At 73.1% G+C, this 25621-nt stretch carries 14 protein-coding genes; 2 read left to right on the top strand and 12 right to left on the bottom strand.

Going from position 1 to position 25621, the window contains the following annotated elements; translation table 11 throughout:
- Nucleotides 1–9 precede the first annotated feature (9 nt).
- The 10 genes from LPA42_RS21425 to LPA42_RS21380 form a co-directional block, all read right to left on the bottom strand.
- Nucleotides 10–9585, bottom strand: a complete 9576-nt coding sequence (locus LPA42_RS21425) for a polyketide synthase (protein WP_228986809.1) — start codon at nucleotides 9583–9585, stop codon at nucleotides 10–12.
- Complete coding sequence (locus LPA42_RS21420) at nucleotides 9582–10742, bottom strand: SRPBCC family protein (protein ID WP_198956574.1); 1161 nt, start codon at nucleotides 10740–10742, stop codon at nucleotides 9582–9584. Before LPA42_RS21420 ends, LPA42_RS21425 begins: the two co-directional genes overlap by 4 nt.
- Before the next feature lie 98 nt (nucleotides 10743–10840).
- Complete coding sequence (locus tag LPA42_RS21415; RefSeq protein ID WP_043963494.1) at nucleotides 10841–12076, bottom strand: NAD(P)/FAD-dependent oxidoreductase; 1236 nt, start codon at nucleotides 12074–12076, stop codon at nucleotides 10841–10843.
- A gap of 1515 nt (nucleotides 12077–13591) precedes the next feature.
- Nucleotides 13592–14359: a GntR family transcriptional regulator gene (locus LPA42_RS21410; RefSeq protein WP_043963493.1), complete on the bottom strand. Its 768-nt coding sequence runs from the start codon at nucleotides 14357–14359 to the stop codon at nucleotides 13592–13594.
- Nucleotides 14360–14435: 76 nt separating this feature from the next.
- On the bottom strand, nucleotides 14436–15143 hold the full coding sequence (gene deoC / locus LPA42_RS21405) for a deoxyribose-phosphate aldolase (protein WP_077937876.1): 708 nt from the start codon (nucleotides 15141–15143) through the stop codon (nucleotides 14436–14438).
- Nucleotides 15144–15187: 44 nt separating this feature from the next.
- On the bottom strand, nucleotides 15188–15643 hold the full coding sequence (gene rbsD / locus LPA42_RS21400) for a D-ribose pyranase (RefSeq protein WP_043963491.1): 456 nt from the start codon (nucleotides 15641–15643) through the stop codon (nucleotides 15188–15190).
- Nucleotides 15640–17184: a sugar ABC transporter ATP-binding protein gene (locus tag LPA42_RS21395; protein WP_198956573.1), complete on the bottom strand. Its 1545-nt coding sequence runs from the start codon at nucleotides 17182–17184 to the stop codon at nucleotides 15640–15642. The genes rbsD and LPA42_RS21395 overlap by 4 nt, the downstream gene beginning before the upstream one ends.
- A gap of 3 nt (nucleotides 17185–17187) precedes the next feature.
- Nucleotides 17188–18210: a substrate-binding domain-containing protein gene (locus LPA42_RS21390; protein WP_077937873.1), complete on the bottom strand. Its 1023-nt coding sequence runs from the start codon at nucleotides 18208–18210 to the stop codon at nucleotides 17188–17190.
- A gap of 55 nt (nucleotides 18211–18265) precedes the next feature.
- Nucleotides 18266–19297, bottom strand: a complete 1032-nt coding sequence (locus LPA42_RS21385; RefSeq protein WP_228986807.1) for an ABC transporter permease — start codon at nucleotides 19295–19297, stop codon at nucleotides 18266–18268.
- 5 nt (nucleotides 19298–19302) lie between these two features.
- Nucleotides 19303–20217, bottom strand: a complete 915-nt coding sequence (locus LPA42_RS21380; protein WP_228986806.1) for a ribokinase — start codon at nucleotides 20215–20217, stop codon at nucleotides 19303–19305.
- Nucleotides 20218–20618: 401 nt separating this feature from the next.
- Here LPA42_RS21380 and LPA42_RS21375 point away from each other — a divergent pair, with 401 nt between their 5' ends.
- Complete coding sequence (locus tag LPA42_RS21375) at nucleotides 20619–21854, top strand: S8 family peptidase (RefSeq protein ID WP_077937868.1); 1236 nt, start codon at nucleotides 20619–20621, stop codon at nucleotides 21852–21854.
- Nucleotides 21855–21922: 68 nt separating this feature from the next.
- On the top strand, nucleotides 21923–23137 hold the full coding sequence (locus LPA42_RS21370) for a S8 family peptidase (protein WP_077937867.1): 1215 nt from the start codon (nucleotides 21923–21925) through the stop codon (nucleotides 23135–23137).
- 56 nt (nucleotides 23138–23193) lie between these two features.
- On the opposite strand, the gene LPA42_RS21365 is transcribed toward LPA42_RS21370, so the two are convergent.
- Complete coding sequence (locus tag LPA42_RS21365) at nucleotides 23194–24156, bottom strand: hypothetical protein (RefSeq protein WP_077937866.1); 963 nt, start codon at nucleotides 24154–24156, stop codon at nucleotides 23194–23196.
- A gap of 144 nt (nucleotides 24157–24300) precedes the next feature.
- Complete coding sequence (locus LPA42_RS21360) at nucleotides 24301–25557, bottom strand: family 16 glycosylhydrolase (RefSeq protein ID WP_077937865.1); 1257 nt, start codon at nucleotides 25555–25557, stop codon at nucleotides 24301–24303.
- Nucleotides 25558–25621: the final 64 nt, after the last annotated feature.

Here is a 25621-nt window from a genome sequence, read left to right as displayed (position 1 = left end):
TTCCCTCGCTCAGTGCTCGTAGTGACGGTCGAACAGCGGATGGCCGGCGGCCTCGTCACCTGCGGTGGGTACGGAAACCTGTGCTTCGGGGCGGCGGCGGTGCGCGGGGGCGGTCTCGTGGACGCGGGGCGCGCTCAACTCGCGGCGTTCGAAGGGGTAGGTGGGAATCGTCGTCGTGCGATGCCCCTTACCGGCATGCACCCCCACCCAGTCCACCTCACCCAGACCACGGCTGTAGAACTCCGCCACCGCGGAATGCACCTGCACCTGATCCGAACGGTCCCGACGCAACGTCGACAACCACACCAACCCCGGATCCGGCAACACCTGCCGACCCAGACCCGTCAACACCGGATGCGCACCGATCTCCCAGAACACCCCACCACCAGCCGCACCCACCAACCCCAACGCCTCACCAAACAACACCGGCCCCCGAATCCCCCCACCCCACAACCCACCATCCGCCACCGACCCCGCATCATGCCACCGACCCGAAATCGACGACGCAAAACCGATCCGCGGCGCCGACACCACCACCCGCGACACCGCCTCCGCAAACGGCCCCACCGCCCCCGCCATCGCCTCCGAATGAAACGCATGACTCACCACCAACCGCTGACACCGCAACCCCGAACCGGCGCAGAACGCATCCACCACATCCACCGGCCCCGACACCGTCACACTCCGCGGCCCATTCCACGCCGCCACCTCCAACCCCGGATAAGCGACCACCGCCGACCCCACATCACCGGCATCAGCGAACACCGCCGCCATCGCCCCACCCGACGGCTGCCCCTGCATCAACGAACCCCGCGCCACCGCCAACCCCAACACGTCTCTCAACCCGAACACACCCGCCGCCCACGCCGCCGACAACTCACCCACCGAATGACCCACCACCAACCCCGGCCGAACCCCCCACGACTCCAACAACCGCACCAACCCCACCTGCACCGCAACAATCCCCACCTGCGCAAACCGCGTCTGCACCAACTCCCCACCCCGACCACCGAACAACAACTCCAACAACGGCACCCCCGCCGACGACACCAACTCCGCACACTCGTCCAACGCCGCCCGGAACACCGGCTCCACCCCATACAAACCCCGAGCCATCCCCGCATACTGCGAACCCTGACCCGAAAACATGAACACCGACACCGGCGCCGCATTCACCAACCGACCCACCGACCGAGACCCATCCGCCACCGCCGACAACCCCTCCGCCACACCCGCACCATCCACACCCGACACCGCCACCCGGAACCGATGCGACGCCCGACCCACATTCGCCGTGAACCCGAAATCCCCCACACCACTCGTCTCCACACCCGACAACACCCGCGCATAATCACCCGCCAAACGCCGCACACCCTCCACACTCGACGCCGACACCTTCACCACAAACGACTCCTGCGACACCGGCTCGCGCGGGGCGACAACCGGCGGCTCTTCCAGGATGACGTGGGCGTTCACCCCACCCATCCCGAACGCCGACACCGCACCCCGCCGCGGCGAACCCGTTGTCCGGGGCCATGCGACGACCTGATCCGCCACGTAGAACGGCGACTCCTCGAACCGGATGTGATCATTCGGCCGCTGCACGTGCAACGTCGGCGGAATCTGCTCCCGATCGAAAGCGAGCAACACCTTCACCACACCGGCCAAACCAGCAGCCGGCTCCAAATGACCAATGTTCGACTTCACCGAACCAATCGCACAGAACTGCGTCCGCGACGTGAACTCCCGCCACGCCCGCGTCAAACCCTCCACCTCAATCGGATCACCCAACGACGTACCCGTCCCATGCGCCTCCACCAGACCGATCCCCTCCGGACCGACCCCGGCGTCCCGCAACGCCGCCACGATCACCTCCCGCTGCGCGGCACTACTCGGCACCGTCAACCCACTCGTGCGACCACCGTGGTTCACCGCCGTACCCCGGATCACCCCACGGATCCGATCCCCGTCCCGCACCGCGTCGACCAGGGGCTTGACCACCACCGTGACCACACCCTCACCCGGCACGAACCCGTCCGCCGACGCGTCGAACGCCCGCGACGCACCCGTCGGGGAGAACGACCGCAGCCGGGAGCCGAGCTGGAAGTACTGGGGGGACATCGCGAGGTGCACGCCGGCGACGATGGCCTGGTCGCACTCGCCGCTGCGGATGCTGCGCACCGCCGTGTGCAACGCCACCAACGACGACGAACACAACGTATCGATCGTCATGCTCGGACCCGACAGATCCAGGAAATAACTCACCCGATTGGCCAGGATCGCGTTGTGGTTGCCGAGACCGGCGGCGGTCTGCACGACGTCGCCGACGACCATGTCGCGGTAGTGCTGGTAGCTGGCGCCGACGAACACGCCCGTCGGCCGCTCGGAGGCGCGGCCGGAGAGCCCGGCGTCCTCCAGGGCCCGCCAGGCGGACTGGATGAGGTGGCGCTGCTGGGGATCGATCCACTGTGCCTCGGCGGGCGAGATCCGGAAGAACGCCGCGTCGAAGCCGGTCAGCTCGTCGACGAAGCCCGCGCGGCGCAGGTAGACGGTGCCGGGCTCGGCGTCCTCGGAGTAGTAGTCGTCGATGTCCCAGCGGGACTTGGGCACCTCGCGCAGGCAGTCCTCGCCCCTGGTGACGACCTCCCACAGCTCGTCCGGGCTGCCGGCGTTCGGGAAGACCCCGTCGAAGCCGATGATCGCCATGTCGTGCCGGTCCGTGGGCCCCTCCGTCGCCGCGACCGCCGGTGCGACGGGGGCCGCGGCGACGGAGGGCGCAGCCGCGACGGGAGGGGCCGGCGCGGCCGCCGGGATGGGCGAGGGTGCCGGTGATTCGACGACCGGGGCGTCGACCGGGACAGCGGGGGGCGCGGCGGCCGGGGGCGCGGCCTCGGCGCCCGGCACGGCGGTCACCCCGTACGTGTCGCGCAGCTCGGTGACGAGGTTCTCCACCGTCCCCACCTCGAGCAGCAGCGTCACCGGGATGTCGACGCCGAGCCGGGCGCGGATGTCCTGGGCCAGGGAGACGGCGAGCATCGAGTCGAGGCCCTGGGCCTCCAGCGGGCGGTCCAGTTCGAGGGACTCGACGTCGGTCTCCAGCCCTTCGGCGATCCACCTGGCCAGCGCCGGCCCGAGGGAGGCGGAGGCGGCGGAGCCGTTGGCGCGGTGGTGGCCGCTCGGCACGGCGGGGTGCGCGGGCGCGGCCGGGGCGCGGCCATTGCCGGCGGCGGTCGTCGCGGTGGCGGCGCGGTCGTGCCGGGCCCGGTCCTGCGCGCCGGCGGAGCCGGGCTGACCGGGCGGCGGGGCCGGGGAGATCCGCCGCCAGGTGATGCCCTCGGCGGTCAGCACGGGCCGGTCGCCGTCGAGCACGACCAGGCTGGCGGTGAGCAGCCCCGCGTCGGGCGCGCTGCCGCGGTCGCGTCGGGCGTAGACACGCACGGCCGCCGGCAGCGGGGCGTGCACGGTCAGCCGCGTAATGGTGAACGGCACGTACAGGCCCTGGGCCCCGCAGGCGGCGAGGGCCACCTGGAAGGCGCCGTCGAGCAGCCGGGCGTCGACCGCTCCGGCGGGGTCGCCGTCGGCGCGCAGGGTGCCGAGCGCCTGACCGTACGCGGTGGACAGCGACCGTACGCAGCGGAAGCCGGGGCCGTAGTGCAGGCCGTTGCGGTCGAAGTCGCGGTACATCTCGTCGAGGCCGACCGGGGTGAACCCGACGGCGCTCGCCGGTGGCGTGAGCGCCGGGTCGGCGGGCGTCGGCTCGGTCAGCTCCAGGTCGGCCACGACGCCGGAGGTGCCGTCGCGGAAGGTGATCCGGTCGCCGGTGCGCTCGGCGGTGAGCGTGGCCGGGGGCTGCACGGTCGCCCGGAAGGTGAGGTCGCGCAGGGCGTACGCGGCGCGGCCGACGACCTCGGCGACCTTGCCGGGGTAGCCGGAGCCGGGCAGGGTGGGGTTGCCGAGGACGACGTGTTCGGCGGCCTCGGGGTGCTCGCCCCACGTCCAGCCGTGCGTACGCGGCGGGGCCGTCGGGCCCGCCGTGAGCTGCGCGGGCGCGGGTTCGAGCCAGAGGTGCTTCTCCTCGTGCGGCGCGGTGGGGAAGCGCACGGGGGCGCGTTCGGTGGTCGGGAGGGTGTCGCCGGCGACGAACCGGCGGGCCGCCGCGTCGAGGGCGTCGCGGTCGGTGCCCAGCGGTGCGATGGTGCCGCCCGCCGCCGCCGGGTCGACGACGCCGACGTGGAGGTTGCGGGTGCCCTCGGCGCGGGCGAGGAACAGCATGAGCTTGTCGTCGAGCTGCTCGACGGTGTCGACGACGCAGGCGAGCCGGTGGGTCGCCGCGGGGCGCTGCCGGCTGGCCACGCAGAGCCAGGCCAGCGGCGGGCAGTACGGCGAGCGCAGCAGCAGGACCAGCCGGCCGGCGAGGGTCCGCAGCCCGTCGGCGGAGTCCGCCGACAGGGTGAGCAGGCCGGGGCCGGCGTCGACGGGGGCCGGGGCGGGTTGCGGCGCCGCCGCGAGCACGGCGTGGGCGTTGACGCCGCCGAAGCCGAAGCTGCTGACCCCGGCGACCCGGGGCCCCGTCCAGGGCACGAGCCGGTCGGGGACGAACAGCGGCGAGTCCTCGAAGCGGAACCCGCGGTTGGGGAAGGTGAGGTTGGCCGAGGGCGGGATGCGCTCGGCCTGCAACGCCAGGATCGTCTTGATCAGACCGGCGATGCCGGCCGCCGGTTCGAGGTGGCCGATGTTCGTCTTCACCGACCCGACGGCCACGGTGGCGCGGCCGGACCCGCCGAGGGCGGCGCGCAGCGCCTCCAGCTCGATGAGGTCGCCGAGCTGGGTGCCGGTGCCGTGCGCCTCGACGTAGCCGACGCCGTCGGCGTCGACGCCGGCCCGCCGCATGGCGGTGCGGATGACCGCCTCCTGGGCGGTGCTGCTCGGCGCGGTGAGGAACCCGGCGGCGCCGGTGTGGTTGACGGCGGCGCCCCGCACGACGGCGAGGATCGGGTCGCCGTCGCGCTGGGCGTCGGCGAGCCGCTTGAGGACGAGCACGCCGGCGCCCTCGCCGCGGACGTAGCCGTCGGCGTCGTCGTCGAAGGTGCGGCAGACCCCGTTCGGGGAGAGCATGCCGTTGCGCAGGAAGGACCGGGTCTTGGTCGGGGTGAGCACCAGGTTGGCCGCGCCGACGACGGCGGCGTCGATCTCGCCGGTACGCAGGTACATGGCGGCCTGGTGCAGGGCGACCAGCGACGACGAGCAGGCCGTGTCGACGGCGAAGCTCGGCCCGGTCCAGTTGAAGGCGTGCGACAGCCGGTTGGCGACCATGGACACGGCGGTGCCGGTGGCCACGTGCGGGTCGCCGTGGCCGATGCTGCCGGCCACCAGCTCGGGGAAGTCGCTGGCGATCGTGCCGACGAAGACGCCGGTGGCGGTGCCGAGGGAGGCGGCGTCGTGGCCGCAGCTCTCCAGCGCCTCGTCGGTGACGCTGAGCAGGATGCGCTGCAGCGGGTCCAGTCGCCGGGCTTCCCGGTCGGTGAGGTGGAAGCGGGCCGCGTCGAAGTACTCGACGCGGTCGACCCAGCCGGTCGGCACCTCGTCGGCGTCGGTCCACAGGTGCGCCCAGCCCCGGTGGCCGGGAGGCGCGTCGCCGACGCTGGTGACGCCGCCGGCGAGGTTGGCCCAGAACTCGTCGGGGGTGGCCGCGCCGGGGAACCGGCAGGCCATGCCGATGACGGCGAGGGCGTCGCCGTGGTCGGCGGGGGCGTCGGCGGGCCCGGCCGTGCCTTCGCCGTGGCCGGCGCGGACCGTGCCGTGATCGGCGCGGGCTCCGGCCTGGTCGGTACGGGTGTCGCCGTCGGCCGGGGCGGCCGGGGGCGCGGCCGGCGTCCGGGGGCGCGGCGGCTCCGGCCGGTCGGCAGCCGGGGTGACGGCGGTGCTCGCCGGCTGCTTCGCCGGGTCGGTCGTGGTCCCCGCCTCGGCGGCGACGACGGCCTCCGCGGCGGCGACGACGGCCTGCTCGGGGGTCTTGCCGGCGCCGCTGCGCACCGTGCCGGTGCCGGTGCGGGGCCGCTCGGCCGGGGCGGCGCCGGGCTGGAGCAGTTCGGCGAGCCGCTGCGGGGTGCCGGTGGCGAAGATGGCCGGCGGGGTCACCTCGACGCCGAACTCCTCGGTGAGCGCCGCCGCCGCGATCGTGACGTTGGCCGAGTCGCCACCGAGGTCGAAGAAGTTGTCCGTGGCCAGGAAGACGTCGTGGCCGAGGACGGCGGCGAAGATCCGGGCGATGCGCTGCGCCGGCGGCTCGGTCGACTCGGCCGTCGGCTGCTCGACGGCGGCGACGGAGGGCACGCCGGTGCGGATGATCGTGTCCCGGGACGGCTCGGGCAGCCGCGACCGGGCGATCTTGCCGTTGTCCGTCAGCGGCATGGCGTCGAGGCGCACATAGGCGTCGGGCACCATGTACTCCGGCAGGCGCTGCCCGACGAACTCGTCCAGGTCGGCCTTGACGAGGGTGCGGTCGGCGACCAAATACGCGGTGAGGCGCGGCTCGCCGCGGCCCTCGAACGGGACGGCGATCACGGCGGCGGCGGTGACGCCGTCGTAGCTGCCGAGGACGCGTTCGATCTCGGCCGGCTCGATCCGGTTGCCCCGGACCTTCACCTGGGAGTCGGCGCGGCCCAGCCACTCGATCGTGCCGTCGGTGTGCAGCCGCACGGTGTCGCCGGTGCGGTAGAGGCGCAGGCCGGTGGCCGGGTGGGTGAGGAAGACCTCGGCGGTCCGGTCGGGGCGGTTGGCGTAGCCCCGGGCCAGGCCGACGCCGGAGAGGTGGAGTTCGCCGGTGCCGCCGGGGGCGACCGGGTTCAGTTCGGCGTCGAGGACGTGCAGGTCGAGGTTGGGCAGCGGCTCGCCGAGCGGCAGGTACGACCCGACGGTGTCGACCCGGTGGGCGGACGCCCAGATCGTCGCCTCGGTGGGGCCGTACAGGTTCCACAGGGCGCGGGAGGTGGCGTGCAGCCGCTCGGCGACGGCCGGCGCGAGGGCCTCGCCGCCGGACAGGACGGTGAGCCCCGCCCCCGGGGTCCAGCCGGTCTCCAGCAGCAGCCGCCACATGCTGGGGGTCGCCTGGGCGACGGTGACCTCGCCGATGAGCTCGGCCAGGCGGTGCGGGTCGCGGGCCACCGCCCGCGACGCCAGCGCGACCGTGCCGCCGACGGTCAGCGGCAGCAGCAGCTCCAGCAGGGAGATGTCGAAGGCGACGGTGGTGTGCGCGAGCATCACGTCGGCTACGGAGGAGCCGAGTCGCTCCCCGATGCCGGTGAGGAAATTCGCCAGCGCGGCGTGCCCGATCTCCACGCCCTTCGGCTCGCCGGTGGAGCCGCTGGTGAACAGCACGTAGGCGAGGTCCGCCCCGGTGACGGTGGGCGGCACGGCCAGCGCGGAGGCGTCCGGGCCGGGGATCGGCAGGACGGTGCCGACGGTCTCGCCGAAGGCGTGGCTGGGCGCGTCGGCCAGGATCAGGTCGCAGCGGGCGACCTCCACGTAGCGGCGCAGCCGCTCCACCGGGTAGTTGGGGTCCAGCGGCAGGAACGCGGCCCCGGCGCGCAGGATGCCCAGCATCGCGGGGACGAGGTCGGGGCCGCGCTCGGTGAGCAGGCCGACGACGCTGCCGGCCTCGACGCCCTGGTCGTACAGGTGGGCGGCGACGGCGTCGGCCCAGGCGTCCAGGGTGGCGTAGTCGATGCTGCGGTCGCCGGCACGTACGGCGACGGCGTGCGGCCGGGCCGCCACGCTGGCCGCGACCAGGTCGAGCACGGTGGGGCCGGTCGGCGTCGGCTCCGCCACTGCGGCGACGGGGGCGGGGGCGGCGGCGGACCCGGCGCTGCCGGACGCCACGTCGTCGACCGCGGCGCTGCCGGACGGGGCGATGTCGGACGCGGCGATGTCCGACGCGGTGCTGCCGGACGTGGCGGCCGGTTCGGGGGCCGGCGGCACCGGCGCGGCGGCGCGCGGCGTGGCCGGACTGGCGGCGCCGGGGAGCATCGCGCCGAGGGCGATGTCCTCCACCCGCTCGGCGAAGTCGAGGGCGTCGTCGGCGGTCATCGCGGTCTCGCGGACGAACACGATCGGCGGCCCGTCGTGCAGGCAGAGCAGGGCGATCTCGGTGTCCGGGTCGGTGGCGGCCTCCTCGTCGGGGTCGCGCTCCAGCACCATCACGCGGGTGAAGGTCGGGGTGTCGGAGCCGGGCGGGCGGTAGGCAAGCCCGAGACGGACCTCCAGGTCGGTGGCGTACCCGTGGCGGGCGGCCGCCTCGTCGAGCCGGTCGGCGAGGGCCTCGGCGTCGGCGGCGTCGAACCGGACCGGCACGCGCGCGGCGGCGAGCCCGCAGGTCGCCTCGGCCAGCGCGCGGGCCGACGACGGCGACCAGGCGAAGTCGAAGGTGGGCGCCTCCATGCGCTCGGCGAGCACGGCGAGGAACGCGCGGACGACGCTGACGGTCTCGGCCCGGGTGCGGGGCAGGTAGGCCAGCTCGTAGCGGCCGTAGTGCGCGGCGGCGGCGGAGAAGTCGTCGGCGGGCAGCGGCGCGGGACGCAGGTCGGCCAGGCGGGCCTTCCACCAGGGCTCGTGCCGGCGCAGCGGGGCCTGCGCCCCGGCGATCGCGGCGAGCCGCTCGGGCGGCGCGGCGGGCAGCGGCCGGCCCGGGGCGATGCCGAGGCGCTGGGCGGCGGCCCGCGCGGACAGCGCGCTGCCGTCGACGGCGACGAAGTCGCTCAACAGCAGGTCGGCGTCGGGGGCGGACAGCGTCAGGGCCGAGTCGGTGACGGCCGTGGCGACGGTCTCGGGCAGCGGGTCCTCGCGGGGAATGCGGCGGACCTGGCGGGTGAAGACCGCGCCCTGGGCGGTGACGAGGGTCGGCACGCCGAGCGGGTTGGGGAAGGTGCCGTAGTCGAGGGCCTTGGAGATGCGTTCGGCCTCGGCGGCCGTGGTGCCGGCGTGGATGAGGCCGCCGTCGGCGATGCGGTCGGACTGGAGGTAGAAGCGGCGTTCCCGGCCGCTGGTGTCGACGGGTTCGGGCAGCGTCCCCGCCGCGACGTGCGGGACGAGGTCGGCGAAGAGGGCGATGCCGACCTCGGCCGTCTCGTAGGTCAGCGACAGCGCTGTGGAGTGGGTCCGGATCGGGAACCACCGTTCGAGCAGGACGGCGCCCGCGTCGACGCGTTCGGTCATCCGGTGCCAGGTCGCGGCGTGCCGGGACGCGCCCTCGTAGAGCGCCCAGGCGGCGACGTTGCTGCCGCCGTAGCGGGGCAGCGGGCCGTCGTGGAAGTTGACGGCGGCCACCCGGGGCAGCTCCAGCACGGCGCCGGGCAGGATGCGGAAGTTGACGATGCTGAACAGGTAGTCGACGGGGGTGTCGGTGAGGGCGGCGACGAGGTCGGCGCGCGGGTCGAGCACGGGCACGCCGTTCTCGGCCGCCCAGGCGGTGGCGGCCGGGTCGTCGGTGAAGACGCCCTCGACGCGTACGCCGGCCGCGACGAGCTGGTCGGCGCAGCGGGCGAGGACCCGGGTGCCACCGATGACGAAGCAGTTGACCACGGCGGTCATCCCTCGTTCTCGACGGAGTCAGCGGTCTCCCGGGCCACCCAGGCGTCGATCTGGGAGACGACCTCCTCGTCGAGGGAGAGCTGGCCGGGTGACCACAGGGGGTTGGACAGGCCGCGGTGGGTGCGCTCGCACAGCTCCCAGTCCTCGTAGTTGGCCTTGTCCCAGAGGGCGAAGACGGCCTCGTGCGAGAAGTCGCTCTTGGCCGTCTCGGAGGGGTGGAACAGCCAGAAGTGCCGGACGATGCAGGTGCTGGGGCTCTCGGGCCAGACCCACTGCATCATCACGTAGTCGGCGGTGAAGCCGAAGAGCAGGTTCGGCAGGATCGTGATCCAGTTGATCTTCTTGAGGTCGGCCTCGGGGACCAGCGGCATGGGCGCGCGCTGGCTGCGCCCGGTCATGGAGACCGAGTTGTAGCTGTCCCGGATGACCTGCCACGCGCCGACGATGTCGCCCTTGAGCTCGTACGTGCCCGCGTCGTCGAAGTCGGTGATGCGGTGCAGGTCCTTGTGGGCCGTCGGGAAGTGCAGGCTCTCGTTGACGTTGTGCGCCACGAGCTTCCAGTTGGAGGCGACCGGGTAGTCCTTGGCCTGCACGCACTTGAGGTCGGCCAGCTCGTAGACCCGGGCGAACTCGCCGAACTCGCCGAGGGAGGCGTCGAGGTCGGGGGCGTCGTCGGAGAAGGTGATGAAGACGACGCCGTACCGGACCTCGGTGCGCACCGGCAGCAGGCCGTTCTTCTCCTTGTCGAAGAAGTGGTCGAAGTAGGTGCCGTTGAGGCTCTTCAGCTTGCCGTTGCGGTCGTAGACCCAGCAGTGGTAGATGCAGACGAGGCTCTGCCGCTTGCCGGCGGCCTCCTCCACGAGCCGGTAGCCGCGGTGGCGGCAGTAGTTGTGGTACGCCTGGATACCGTCGTCGCCGTTGATGATCAGCACCGAGCCGGTGCCGATGGTCAGGGTGACGTAGGACCCCTTCTCGGGGAACCGGGAGACGTGGTCCACCGGCAGCCACCGGCGGCCGTAGATGCGTTCCATCTCCCGGCGGTACTGCTCCTCGCCGGTGTAGAACGCGTGGGACCGGCCACGGCCGCCGGTGTCGTAGTAGGCCCGCTGGTCGTCCTGTTGGCCGATGAGGTCGAACATGCTGGACGCGCGCGTCATCTGCTTGACTCCTTGAGGATGAAGTGCACCGAACGAGGGGCGGAGGGCCGCGGCCCTCCCCCGTCGTGCCGCGCTCGCCCGGCGCGGCCTCACTCAGGTCAGGACGGTTCGTAGATGCGCTTGTGCTGGGGCACGCCGGCGTCGTCGTAGAGCCGGTCCAGGTTGTCCGGCGCGAAGATCTCGTAGCCCTCCACCCCGCCGGCGATGATGCCGAGCATCTTGGTGGTCCACTCCTGGCTGGTGCTGATCGCGCCCAGCACGGTCTCCAGGTAGGGGGTGAGGGTGAGTTCGGCGACGCTCGTCGTGTAGTCGTAGACGGGGGCGGTCTCCTCGTCGCGCACCTTCACGTAGTCGGCGAGGGCGTCGTCCATGGTCCGCGCCCCCGACAGTCCCTCGTGGATGCGGTCGGCGAGCAGCTCGCCGTGCAGGAAGGCGTCGGTCATGCCCCAACCGGTGATCGGGTCCTTGTGGTATCCGGCGTCGCCGACGAGCGCCCAGCCCGGCCCGTGCGACTGGCGGTAGTAGTTGTCCGGGTAGCGCATCGGCCGCAGCGGCTCCTCGCGCCGGCCCTGGTCGCGCAGCTGCTGGGCCATCTCCGGCTCGACGTCGTCGAGGACGGCCAGGAAGCGGGCCTCGGGGTCCTGGCGGAACTCCTTGAGCTGCCGCCGGGTGCAGATGACGGCGACCATGTTGAGGTCGTCGTTGGTCGGCCAGGTGCCGTACCACTGCTCGTGGAAGCCGGTCTTGTGGTGCAGGCCCCAGTCGAGCCCGCTGTAGTAGGAGTAGTAGGTGAACCCGGCGGCGGGTCGCACGTTGTACAGCTCCGCGCCGACCTTCCTGGCCACGGTGGAGTGGAAGCCGTCGGCGCCCACGACGACGCTGGCCCGGAACTCCCGGTCCGGCCCGTCGCCCTCGCGTCCGCGGATGCCGACCACCCGGCCGTCGGCGAAGACCAGGTCGGACACGGTGAACTGCTCCAGGACCTCGACGCCGGCGCGGCGGGCGGCGTTGACCAGGATCTCGTCGAGCACGACGCGCCGGGGGCAGTAGACCGCGTCGATCCCGTCGATGGGATCGGCGAAGCCCACCAGGGGGATGCCGTGGTTGGCGTAGTTCATCTTGCGGATGGCCGGCGTCTTCGCGTCGATCACCTCGTCGAGCAGACCCCATGCCTGGAGGCGGGCCAGCCCGGACTGGTGGATGTAGTGGGTCGACACCGCGTCGCTCGGAAAGGAGGAGCGGTCGACCATCAGAACCCGGTGGCCACGCCTGGCCAATAGCATTGCGACCGGCGAACCAGCGCAGCGTGCACCGACAACGATTACATCGAACATGGGGCTTGCTCCGATCAGTCGTCAGCCCGAGATAAAGCAACCGTCCAATGCGGGTGTGGGATGGCCAAGAGGCTAGTTACGGCGTTCCATTCGGTCAATGGATAGGCAGCGCACCCGGTTGCCGCAGGCACCTATCGGAACGGCCCCCGACGCGGCAAGCCCCTGCATGTTGACCATGAACCCAGACAAATACCTGAACGAAGTGTGACGTGTATCACATTCGCAAAGTTTCCTGAAAGCAAGCTGGGAATGCGGCTGACCAGCGGCAATCACTATCAGTAATATGTAACGACACCGGAAACCGCAGCGCTGAGCCGGTCGACACCTCGGCCGATCCCGACGGAAGGGGTCCTTGCCGGCGAAGCCCGTAGGCAGGGGGATCAGCCCCATAAGGCGGCGAACGAGCCAAGATGGGGGCCAGCCCAGCCGTTCCCACCGAACGCTACATTCCGGTCATCACCCCCCTGAGCTGCGGCGATATGGCGGCAACGCGGCCAGCTTGGTTGATCGACGACAATTAACCGACGCGACGCCCGCCGGTCACCCGGAATCAGGTCGGTTGCCTTTGGCGATTTCTGCACCGACATGTGGTTGCCTCGGAGAACATTTGCCCTGGATAACCACAGGGCGGTGGGGCGGGCCGGTCCGCCTCGGCCCGCCCGGCCCCACCCGCGCCCCCGCGCCACGGTTACCTCAACCGCGCCGCTGAGCCGGCGGACCGAGAAATTGAAGAAAGGAATCAGGGCGGGATCGTATTTCGGCGGACCGAATACGTAATGGGAGGAAGCACGCCGGTGACGTTTGCCGCCCGTTGGCAGATCCGATGCCCGCCCGGATGAGTCGTTTCCGCCGCGCCGCCGCGAGAACGGCGGAGGGGGGCGTCGCCCCGGACGCGATGACGCGCGCACCGAACGGGACCGGGCACCGGTGGACGATTGCCTGCAGAACAGTTCTCGGCGATCGCCGAATCACATTCGCCGGCCGGTGGACGGATAGGCGCGACCAGCAGGCCCACGAGAACGCGCGGACGAATCGCCCTCACCCGCCGGGCGGCGACGGCGCGCGCCCCCGGGGGGGGAGGGCTCCGCCGCACAGCCGGGCGACGCCGGGCGCGGACCCGGCACCCCGGCGAACCGCCGCCCCAGCAGCCGCGATCCTCATGTCACTCCCGAGTGACACCGTCCGACCCCCGGTCCCGGACGACCGCCACCGGCGCCCGGGGACGCGGCGGCCACCCGGCACCGCAATGCGCCACGCGAATCCCACGGACGACAATTCCGCGAGACGACTCTCCGGCATCCGACGCGGCGCGGCGCCCCGCCCCTGGCACGACCCTTCGCCGACCTCGCACGCCGCGCCATGGGGAAGACGGCCGACCGCCTTCCACAGCTCACACACAGGATTGCAACGCGCGCGCAACACATCGAGGCATGACAATGAGATCGCGGTCACGTTCCACCTGGCGGACTCCGCGCGGGGGGCCCGTAATCGGGCCGACCCGATGTGCTCCCGCGATCAGCGGCGGCTGAGCAGGGAGGTGACCCGCATCCGTTCGCTGTGGATCCACACGTCGGAATACTCGATCGCGCGACCGTCGTCGAGGTAGGTGATCTGCTCCAGGTAGAGCAGGGGGAAGTGCTCCGGCACGCCGAGGGCCTCGGCGATCCGCCCGGTGGCGGCGGTCGCGGTGAACGTCCGCCGGCCGGTGGTGATCTTCAGCCCGTAGTCGTTCTCCAGCAGGCCGAACAGGGACCGGTCGGCCAGGTCCGCCCGTTCCAGGCCGGGGGCCAGGTCGGTGCGGACGTAGTTGACCAGCCAGGCCACCGGCCCGCTGGCGGCGCAGCGCAGCCGCTCCAGCCGCAGCACGGACTGCCCGGGGTTCAGGTCGAGCAGCGTGGCCAGCGGCGGCGGGGCCGCCATCACCCGCTGGGTCACCACCTGGGTGGTGTACGAGACGCCCTGCCGGGCGAAGTCCTCGGACAGCGTGGTCAGCTTCTGGGCGATCGACGGCTCGATGGCGGTGGAGGTGACGAAGGTGCCCCTCCCCCGGACCTGCACGAGCAGGCCGTCGCGGATCAGCGTGGACAGGGCCCGGCGCAGGGTGCCCCGGGAGATGCCCAGGTCGGCGGCGAGCTCGGGCTCGCTGCGCAGCCGGTAGTGCGGCGGCCACTCGCCCGCCAGGATCCGGGCCCGGATCTGCTCCGACACCTGGGCGTGCAGGGGCGCCGGAGCGTCGCGGTCGAGCCGCTCGGTCGCCTCGTGCGGGCTGGACTGGTCGGACATGGTGCCTTCCCGTGGGGGCCGTCGCCCCTCGACGTGGTGGCCGGTGCCGCCACCGCCGTCGAGGGGCGACGGACGGTCAGTAGCTCGTGGTGTGCTCGTTGACTTCGTCGGTGACGATAGCCACCCCGGCGCTGGTGCCCAGCAGCACCGCCCCCGCCCGCAGCAGGGACACGGCCTGCGCGAAGGACTTGATGCCGCCCGAGGCCTTGACCCGTACCCCCTGCGGGGCGCGGTCGACCAGCCAGGCGATGCTGTCGGGGTTGGCGATCTCCACCGCGCCGCTGCTGGCGTTCTTCAGGAACGCGGCGCCGGCCTCGATGGACATCTCGACGGCGGCCTCCCGCTCGGCCGGGGTGAGCAGCGGCAGCTCCAGCATGACCTTGATCGGCACGCCGGCCGCCCGAACGACGCCGGCGATGTCGTCGCGGAACGCGTCGTACCGGCCGCTCTTGAGCCAGCCGATCTGCACGCCGATGTCGATCTGCGTGGCACCGGCCCGGACCAGGCTCTCCGCCTCGGCGGCCTTGCCGGCGCTGGTGGTCACGCCGACGGTGGGAAAGTCGAGGGCCGAGGCGACGCCGGCGTCGGTGCCGCGCAGCACCTCGGCCACCTCGGCGACCCAGGAGCCGGGCACCATGGCGGCGTCGAAGCCGTACCGGAGGGTCTCCTCGGCGTGCGCGACCATCCGGTCGCGGGTGACGCCGACGTCGATCAGCGTGTGTTGGATGTAGGGCGCCAGCGCCGCCGGGGTGATCTCGGCGTCGGGCAGGATGGCTGTGCTCACGTTCTTCTCCAAGTCGGTGCGTCGTGGTGCGGGCGGATGCCGGGCTACATGCGGTCCCGGTAGTAGTCGGGGACGACGACGCCGGGCTCGTCGAACCAGCGCGGCACGTCCACGCCGCAGACCAGCCCGACGTTGCCCCACGGGTTGAACGCGCCCGTGCGGACGATCGCCTTGGCCTGGTGGGCCAGTTCGCCGAGCATCTCGGCGTGCGGGCGGGTGGTCAGCGGCGCGCCGGGGAAGCGCTGCCCCAGCCAGTCCGCGAGGGGACGGTTGTGGGTGGTCACGTCCTCGGCCACGACGACGCCCTCGACGATGATCTCGTCGGCGACGAGGTCGAGCACGGTGGTGAGGCCGGGCAGGTCCTCGGCGACGGCGAGGTCGATGCGGTGCGCCGTGCGGGGGATCGGGAACCCGGCGTCGACCACGAGCAGGAGGTCGGTGTGGCCGAGGGTGGCGAGCACCCCGGACAGCTCGGCGTGCAGCAGGCCTGTGCGTTTCATGCGTTCTCCTTCATGGTGTGCGCGCCGGTGGCCAGCGCCATGACCTTCTCCTCGGTGGCCTGCTCCGCCGGGAGCACGCCGACCAGGCGCCCGGCGGCCATGACGGCGATCCGGTCGCTGACGGTCAGCAGCTCGGGCAGGTCCGAGGAGGAGACGACGATCGACACGCCGTCGGAGGTCAGGCGGCGGAACAGCCGGTAGATCTCCGCCTTGGCGCCGACGTCGACGCCGCGGGTGGGTTCGTCGAGCAGCATCAGCCGGGGCTCGATGGACAGCCAGCGGGCGAGCAGGGCCTTCTGCTGGTTGCCGCCGGAGAGCTGGGTGATGCCCTGCGCGGTGCCGGACGTCTTCACCGTCAGCTCGCGGGCCCGGGTGTCGGCGTCGCGGCGCAGCGCCCCGCGCCGCAGCAGGCCGAGGCGCTGCCGGCGGCCGAGCGTCAGGACGTTGACGTTGTCGGCGACGCTCATCGTCGGCAGGATGCCCTGCTGCCGGCGTTCCCCGGGCAGGTAGGCGACGCGGGCGCGGATCGCGTCGCGGGGCGTACGCGCGGCGAACGGCTCGCCGTCGAGCCGCAGCTCGCCGCCGTGGACCGGGTCGGCGCCGAAGACGCCGCGCAGCAGCTCGACGCGGCCGCTGTCGGGCAGGCCGGCCACGCCGAGCACCTCGCCGGGCGCGACGTCGAGGTCGACGCCGGTGAACCCGGCCCCGGTCACGGCCCGCATCCGCAGCCGGGGGGTGGCCGTCGCCGCGGGGGCGACGGTGTCGTGCCGGGCGAACTCGGCGGCCAGCTCGCGGCCGACCATCGCCGAGACCACCTCGTCGGGGCTGACCCGGGCGGTGGGCCAGTCGGCGACGTGCCGGCCGTCGCGCAGCACGTGGATGTGCTGGGACAGCGCGAAGACCTCGGGCATCCGGTGCGAGACGTAGAGCAGGGTGACGCCGTCGGCCTGCAGGGAGCGGATCACCTCGAACAGCCGGTCCGACTCGGCCGGGGACAGGATCGACGTCGGTTCGTCGAGGATGACCACCCGTGCCTCGCGGGCCAGGGACCGGGCGACCACCACCAGTTGCTGCGCGGCGGCGTCGAGGTGGCGGACGGTGCGCCGGGGGTCGACCCGCAGGCCGAGCCGGTCCAGCAGCTCGGCCGCGCGCTCGTCCATCCGCCGCCGGTGCGGGAAGGGCCGGGATCCCGGCTCGGCGCCGAGCATGATGTTCTCGGCGACCGTGCGGTCCTGGGCCAGGGCGAGCTCCTGCGGGACCAGCGCGACGCGGTGGCGGCTGAGCAGGGTGGCCGGGTCGAAGCGGCGTACCTCCTCGCCGGCCACCCGGACCGTGCCGGTGGTGGGCGTGTCCAGCCCGGCCAGGATCTTCATGAGTGTCGACTTGCCGGCGCCGTTCTCCCCCATCACGGCGGTGAGGCTGCCGGCGGGGACGCTCAGGGTGACGTCCTGCAGGGCGCGGACGACGCCGAAGTGCCTCGACAGGCCGGTCACCTCGACGGCGGCCGTCGGCGGTGCGGCGATCGTGGCCGGGCTGGTCATCGGTCAGCCCTCCACCGGCACGTCGTCGACGGTGGCGGGGGTGACGACGAGGACGCCCGTGTCGACGCCGGCGATCGGGGTGCCGTTCTTGAGGAACTCGGCCAGCAGCTTGACCGCCTGGTAGCCCTGCTCGGCCGGGGCCTGGCTGATGGTCAGGTCGACCACGCCGGCCTTGAGGTACTCGACGGTCTGCGGCTGCACGTCGAAGCCCACCGAGTGGATCTTGCCGACGTTGCCGGACTGCTGGAGCCACTTGGCGCCGGCCGTGAAGCTGCAGCAGTCGAGCGAGACCAGGGCGATCGCGTCCTTCTGCGCGGCCATCGTCGACTCGATGGTGTTGTACGCGGCGCTGGGCTCGTTGCCGGTGTTCACCGGGCCGACGATCTGCAGGCCGGAGTCCTTGACCCCCTCCTGGAAGCCGGAGAACCGGTCGTTGGACCAGCCGGCGCCGGAGTCGACCGAGGCGACGACGACCTTGCCGGTCCTGCCCTTGAGCACGCCCAGCAGCTCCTTGGCCAGGGACCGGCCGGAGGCGACGAGGTCCTGGCCGACGAAGCCCATCTGCTTGGACTCGGGGTTGTTGGTGTTGAACGAGATGATCGGGATGCCGGCGTCGTACGCCTGGGCGATGACCGGCTTGAGGGCGTCGTTGCTGGCCGAGGAGACCGCGAGGCCGTGGATCTGCTTCTGGTTGATCAGGGTCTGCAGCTCGGCGACCTGATCGGCGGGGTTGCCGCCGGACGGGCCGATCATCTGCGCATCGACGCCGAACTCCTTGGCGCCGCGCTCCATGCCCTGCCGGATCGGGACGGCGAAGGCCAGCGACGGGTCGTGGTAGCTGAGCTTGATCTTGAGGGGTTCGCCCTTCTCGACGGCTTCCTTGATGTAGTCGGCGAGCTTGAACCCGCCGCCGTTCTCGGCGGAGGCGGTGCTGGCCGGGGTGACCGCGCCGCAGGCGGAGTTCGCCAGCAGCGCCAGGCCGAGGGTCGCGACGACCGCGACCCGGCGCCGGAGGGACAGCTTCATCGGGGTGGCTCCTTGGGTGTGGGGGGAAAGGGGGGAAGGCGCGGGCCGGGGACGGTCACCGACGCCCGGAGCGTCTGCGCAGCCAGGTGTCGGCGGCGACGGCGAGGATGATCACCGCGCCGGTCGCCACGGTCTGCCAGAACGAGGAGATGCCGCGCAGGTTGAGGATGTTCTGCAGGACGCCGATGAACGCGACGCCGATGACGGTGCCGAGCATGGTGCCGGAGCCGCCGAACAGGGCCGCCCCGCCGATGATCACGGCGGAGATCGCGGTCAGCTCCATGCCGGTGCCGGTGACTCCCTGCACGTAGGACAGGAACGACAGGCCGAGCACGCCGGCCAGGCCGGCGAGCGTCCCGGACAGGGTGAACGCGGCGACCTTCACCCGGCCGGTGTTGATGCCGCACAGCCGGGCGGCCTCGGCGCTGCCGCCGACGGCGTAGGTGTTGAAGCCGTAGCGGGAGCGGGACAGCACGATCGTGCCGACGACGGCGACGAGCGCGAACAGCACGAGCTGCATCGGCACGACGCCGAACAGCTTGCCCTGGCCGAGCAGGTTGAACTCGGCCACGGCGGGGTCCTTGGCCGACAGCGAGATCGGCGCGCCGCCGCTGAGCAGCAGCGTCACGCCCCGGTAGACGCTCAGCGTGCCGAGCGTGACGATGAACGACGGGATGCCGAAGCCGACCGTCATCAGGCCGTTGAGCAGGCCCGCGGCCGCGCCGGCGGCGATCCCGCCGAGGGCGGCCAACGGCCAGGCGACGTCGGAGGTCATGAGCAGCCCGCAGACGACGGCGCCGAGGCCGTAGATCGAGCCCACCGAGAGGTCGATCTCGGCGTTGATGATCACGAACGTGACGCCGACGGCCATGATGCCGATCTGGGCGATCTGCTGGCCGACGGTGAGGAAGTTGTCCGTCCCCACGAAGCCCGGGGCGATCAGGGTGCCCAGGGCGAACAGCACGACGAGGGCGAGGAAGGTGCTGGCCTCCCGGGCGTGCAGGAAACGGCGCAGCGGGGAACGGGCGGGCGGGGCGGCGGCGGGCTTCGCCACCGGGGGCGCCACGGGGGTGGTGGTCTGGGCCATCGGTCTCATCTCCTCAGCAGGGCCGCGACGTCGTCCGGGTAGGGCAGGGCGGGAATCACCTCGGCGACGCCGACGGCGTGCGCGCCGGCCGCGGCGGCGAAGCGCACCGCGTCGGTGAGGGCGTCGCCACGGGCCAGGGCCACGGCGAGCGCGCCGGTGAAGGCGTCGCCCGCGCCGGTGGTGTCGACGACGCGGGCGACGGTGACCGGGTCGACACAGGTGTGCCGCCCGTCGTGGTCGACGAGGGCGCCGTCGGCGCCGAGGGTGAGCACGATCGTCCCGGCGTACCGGGTGCGCAGCAGGTCCACCAGCTCGTCGCCGGTGGCCGGGTCCCCGGGGGCGCGACCGGTGAGCACCCGGGCCTCGCTGGCGTTGGGCGTGACCACGTCGATCCAGGCCCACGCCTCGTCGGGCAGCGCGACGGCGGGGGCGGGGTTGAGCAGCGTGCGCACGCCGCGCTCGTGGGCGGTGCGCAGCGCGGCGAGGGCCACCGGCAGCGGGATCTCCAGGGAGACCACGACCAGGTCCGCCTCGGCGATGCGGTCGGCGAAGCCCGCGACGTCGGCGGGGGTCAGCTCGTCGAGCGCGCCGGGGGCGATGGCGATGCGGTTCTCGCCGTCGGCGTCGACGAGGATGACGCCGACCATGGTCGCGGACGCGGTGGTGGTGCGCACGCCCGCCGCGTCCACCCCTTCCCGCGCCCAGAGCTCCCGGGCGGCGGCGCCGAACTGGTCGGCGCCGACGGCGGTCAGCAGGCTGACCCGCGCGCCGAGCCGGGCGGCGGCGACGGCCTGGTTCGAGCCCTTGCCGCCGTGGCCCGAGGCGAAGCTGCCGCCGGAGAGGGTCTCCCCGGCCACCGGCACCCGGGGCACCCGCATGGTCAGCCCGGCGCCGTAGCTGCCGATCACTGCTATCTTCATCCCGACCCCATGTTCATGGACAACCATGTACAACTCAGGGGACCGTAAGGATCGCCGAAGGGCGGCGTCAAGGGCTGCGCCGACATTTCGCGGCAACATTCCCGCAACCTGGAAACGCGCCGACCAGTGCCGAAAGGCGGCTTAGGCCACCTTCGCGAGAATGATCCCCGAAGCTTTCGTACCACATGGGGCTTTTGTTTCCGGCGGCATCGCCGGGCCGGAACGCCGCGGCCGACCGCGCGGACGAGCCCGGGATCCGACCCGCCGGCCATAGGGCCACGCTATGAACCGTTCGGTATATATCGATGTTCGCGGATTGACCTTAGGCTCCCCACAACCGCTCGGACCGGCCCTACGGGTTCACGAAGCCCGGGCCGGCCAGAACAAGGGAGGACCGGGAGATGACACTCCCCCGCACGAGCCCCCGCCGGTTGGCCGCCTTCGGCGTCCTCACCACCGCCGCGCTGGCCGCCGCCACGGTCGGTGCGCCGGCCAGCGCGGCACCCGCCACCGGCGAGATCCTGTCCGCCGGCAGCGCCACGGCGGTCAAGGACAGCTACATCGTGGTGCTGAAGGACAGCGCCGTCGGTGGCCGGGCCGGTACCCGGGCCGCCGCCGTCGCGAACTCGGCCGGCACCCTCGCCGGCCGGTACGGCGCCACCGTCGGCCACGTGTACGGCGAGGCGCTCAACGGCTTCGAGGTCCGGCTGTCGGAGCGGGCCGCCAAGCGGCTGGCCGCCGACCCGGCCGTGGCGTACGTCGAGCAGAACCAGACCGTGACGGCCACCACGACCCAGACCAACCCGCCGTGGGGCCTGGACCGGATCGACCAGGCCGCCCTCCCGCTGTCGGGCACCTACAGCTACGTCAGCACCGGCTCGGGCGTCACCGCGTACATCATCGACACCGGCATCCGGACCACCCACAGCCAGTTCGGCGGGCGGGCCGTCGACGGCTACGACGCGGTCGACAACGCCCTGCCGGCCGCGGACTGCAACGGCCACGGCACGCACGTCGCCGGCACCGTCGGCGGGTCGACCTACGGCGTGGCCAAGAGCGTCCGGCTGGTGGCCGTGCGGGTGCTCAACTGCGCCGGCAGCGGCACCACCGCGGGCGTCATCGCCGGCATCAACTGGGTGACCTCCAACCACCAGGCCGGCCAGCCGGCGGTGGCGAACATGAGCCTCGGCGGCGGCCTCAACACCTCCCTGAACACCGCCGTGGCCAACTCGATCGCCGACGGCGTCACCTACGCGGTGGCCGCCGGCAACTCCAACGCCAACGCGTGCAACACCTCCCCGGCCGCCGTGCCCACGGCCCTCACCGTCGGCGCGACCCAGAGCGACGGCGCCCGCGCGTCGTACTCGAACTACGGGTCCTGCCTGGACATCTTCGCGCCGGGCTCGGCCGTGCTGTCCGCCTGGTACACCAGCGACACGGCCACCAACACCATCAGCGGCACCTCGATGGCCTCGCCGCACGTGGCCGGCGGCGCCGCCCGCGTGCTGCAGAACAACCCGTCGTGGACCCCGGCGCAGGTGGCGTCGTACCTGACCTCCACCGCCAGCACCGGCACGGTGGGCAGCCCCGGCAGCGGCTCGCCGAACCGCCTGCTCTACCTCGCCCCCACCAGCTGACCTGACGACCAGCCGCCGGCCCCGGGGTGACCACCCCGGGGCCGGCGCGTCGGAGGAAAGGACCGGACATGATCGTTCCTGGCACCCGACGCCGGCGGTCGCTGGCGGCCACCCTCGGCGTCGCCCTCGCGCTCGGTGCGGGCCCGGCCGCCGCGTCGCCGGCCGCCGCGGCCACCGGACCCATCCGGCACGCCGGCGGCGCGACCGCCGTGCCCGACAGCTACCTCGTGCTGCTGGACGACCGGGCCACCGCCGGGTCGGCCGCCGCGGTCGCCGCCACCGCCGACCGCCTCGCCGGCAGGTTCGGCGGCGTACGCGGCCACGTCTACCACGCCGCCGTACGCGGCTTCGAGATCCGCCTGCCCGAGCGGGCCGCCCGACGCCTCGCCGCCGACCCGGCCGTGGCGTACGTCGAGCAGAACCACGTGACGGCGCTGGCGGCGGGCGTCCAGCTCAACCCGCCGTCGTGGGGGCTGGACCGCATCGACCAGCGCAATCTCCCGCTCGACGGCCGGTACGCCTACCCGAACACCGCGCCGAACGTGCACGCCTACGTCCTGGACACCGGCATCCGCGCCAGCCACGTCGACTTCGGCGGCTCGGTCACCGGCGGGTACGACGCGGTCGACGGGGCCCTGCCGGCCGACGACTGCAACGGCCACGGCACCCACCTCGCCGGCACCGTCGGCGGCCAGTTGCACGGCGTGGCCAAGGACGCCCGGCTGGTGCCGGTGCGGGTGCTCAACTGCACCGGCAGCGGCACCTGGGCCCAGGTCATCGCCGGCATCGACTGGGTCACCCGGTACGCGGTGAAGCCCGCCGTGGCCACCATGGGCCTCGGCGGCAGCGCCAGCAGCGCCGTCGACGCCGCGCTGACGGCCTCCATCAACTCCGGCGTCACGTACGCGGTGCCCTCGGGCAGTTCGTCCAGCGACGCCTGCAACTTCTCGCCCGCGCGGGTGCCCACGGCGCTCACGGTATCCGGCACCCTGGCCACCGACGCGAAGATGGGCTCGGCCAACTACGGCACCTGCGTGGACATCTTCGCCCCCGGCGGCAGCATCACCTCGACCTGGCACACCAGCGACACCGCCACCAACACGGTCAGCGGCAGCCCGATGGCCGCCGCGCACGTCGCCGGCTGCGCCGCCCTCGTGTTGTCCGACCATCCCACCTGGACCCCGGCGCAGGTGGCGGCGCACCTCGCCGCCACCGCCACCGTCGGTGTCGTCGGCAGCCCGGGCGTCGGCTCGCCGAACCGGATGCTCTACTGCGGCCCCTGACACTCCGGTGACCGCCCCGCCGCGGCCCGCCGGGCGGGCCGTGGCGGGTGGCCCGGTCAGCGCCGCAGCACGGTGACCGCGTCGGCCCCGCCGACCAGGTCCAGGTCGAGGCGGTCGGTGGCGGCCTCCCAACCCGGGGTGGTGATGACCGTGCCGCCGGCCACGCCGACGCGGCGGTCGGCGTGCACGGTGACCGAGCCGGCGCCGCGGACGGCCCGCACCCGCACCGGCCGCAGGTCCGGCACGGACACCGTGAGCTGGTTGACCCCGGCGGTCAGCCGCACGGCGAGGCTGCCGCCCCCCGCGGGCAGCCGCAGCTCCGTGCGGTCGGTGCCCCCGGCCAGGTCCACGCCGATCAGCCGGCCGGCGCGCAGGTCGAGCAGCTGGGTGCTCGCGCCGCCGCCCATCACCAGCCGCCAGGCGACCCGCGAGGTGAGCCGGATCTGCACCGCCCCGGGTCCGGCGCGGCCGGTGGGCGTCAGGTGCAGCGCGACGCCCTCGGCGGTGCGCACCGGCCGCGGGGCGCTGTCGCCGTCCGCCGGGGTGCTGATCCGGTAGAGGTCCGCGCCGAGGTCGACGAGGCGCAGGTCGACGGCGGTGGTGCCGGTGACCAGCTCGAACGCCGCCCGCGCCCGGCCACCCAGGGGCGCGGTGACCGTGTGCGGGAGGCCACCGCCGGCCGCGGGGCCACCGCCGTCGACCGCCGGCGCCGGCGCGGTCCCGGCCGCGCGCAGGCCGGGCGGCCCCGAGGCGAGGGCCAGCGCGGCGGCGGCAAGCAGGGCCAGGATCACCCCGACTCCGACGATGCCGACGACGGGCCGCCGGCGGGGCGTCGCGGGGCGTGCCGGTTCGACGTCGATCACCGGGCCGGCGAAGAAGCCCGACCCGGCGTACGCGTCGGCCGGGTGTGCGGCGCCGACGCCGACGTGGGGATCGGGCTCCACGACGACGCCGGTGACGACGCGCGGACGGCGACCGTCGACGTCGGACGGTGCGGGACGCGCCTCGGGTGCGGACATGCGCTGACCTCTCTGTCCGGTGAACGGCACCGGGGAGTACGGATCCGGGGCCGGGATCGATCGACGCCGGGGCGCGGCGTTCCGATCTTCATCGGACGGCCCCGCCGCCGCCGGCCTGCCGGCGGCGGCGGGACGCGGGTCGGGTCAGTAGCGCGACCACTTCTGGTTGGCCGCGCCCGTGCAGTCCCAGAGCTGGAGCTTGCCGCCGTTGGCCGGGTTCTGGTCGCGGACGTCGACGCAGCGGTTGGCGCTGAGGTTCACCAGGTCGCCGTTGCCGTTGAGGGTGAACCGCTGGACCGGGTTGCCGTTGCAGGTCACGAGGTTGACCTCGGTGCCGTTGGCGGTGCCGGCCCAGGCCGGGTCCATGCACTTGCCCATCGCCCGCACGGTGCCGTCGGAGGCGAACGTCCAGGCCTGGGCTGCGGTGGTGTTGCAGTCCCAGATCTGCAGCTTGGCCCCGTCGACCGGGTCGGCGTTGGGGATGTCGACGCACCGCCCGCTCTGCGCGCCGCGCAGCCGGGTGGTGCCGGCCGGCGGGTTGCCGCCGGAGGTGTAGCCGGACACCCGGACGTAGTCGACGAGCATCTGCTGCGGGAACTGCGTGGTGGCGTCGGGGTAGCCCGGCCAGGTGCCGCCGACGGCCACGTTGAGGATCATGAAGAACGGGTGGTCGAACACCCAGCGGTTGCCGCCGAGCCGGCTCGGGTCGACGCGGTGGTACTCGACGCCGTCGAGGTACCACACGATCGAGTTGGGCTCCCAGTCGACCCGGTAGGTGTGGAAGGCGTCGGCCAGCGGGGCGCCGATGGTGCGGCTGTTGGTGATGCCGCCGCCACCGGAGTAGCCCGGGCCGTGGATGGTGCCGTGCACGGTGTTCGGCTCGCGGCCGATGTTCTCCATGATGTCGATCTCGCCCGCGTTCGGCCAGCCGACGCTGCCCATGTCGTTGCCGAGCATCCAGAACGCCGGCCAGATGCCCTGGCCCCGGGGGATCTTGATCCGGGCCTCGAACCGGCCGTACGCCTGGGTGAACGTCGCGGCGGTCAGCAGTCGGGCGGAGGTGTACTCGCACCGACCGTAGTGGCACTGGTAGTTGGCGGGGTTCTCCTTGCGCGCGGTGATGACCAGGTTGCCCTGGCCGTCGTGCACGGCGTTGCTCGTGCTGTTGGTGTAGTACTGCCGTTCGTCGTTGCCCCAGCCGCTGCCGCCGATGTCGAACCGCCACCGGTTCTGGTCGACGGGCGTTCCGGCCGGCGCGTTGAACTCGTCCTGCCAGGTGATCGAGCCGATGGCCGCCGCGGCGGGCTCGGCGTGGCCGGGCAGGACGAGGGCCACGCTGGAGGCGACGAGCGCGGCGGCGGCGAGGGCGAGCGCCCGGGGGACGGATCGGCGTCTGGTCACATTGTCTCCTCGGTGGACGGTCCGGACGGCGACGCGGGGTGCGGCGGGCCGACCGGCGGCGGCG

The sequence above is a fragment of the Micromonospora sp. DH13 genome, assembly GCF_020873825.1.
Lineage (GTDB): Bacteria > Actinomycetota > Actinomycetes > Mycobacteriales > Micromonosporaceae > Micromonospora > Micromonospora haikouensis.
Note: the sequence above shows the minus strand (reverse complement) of the source record. Positions and strands in the feature narration are given on the sequence as shown.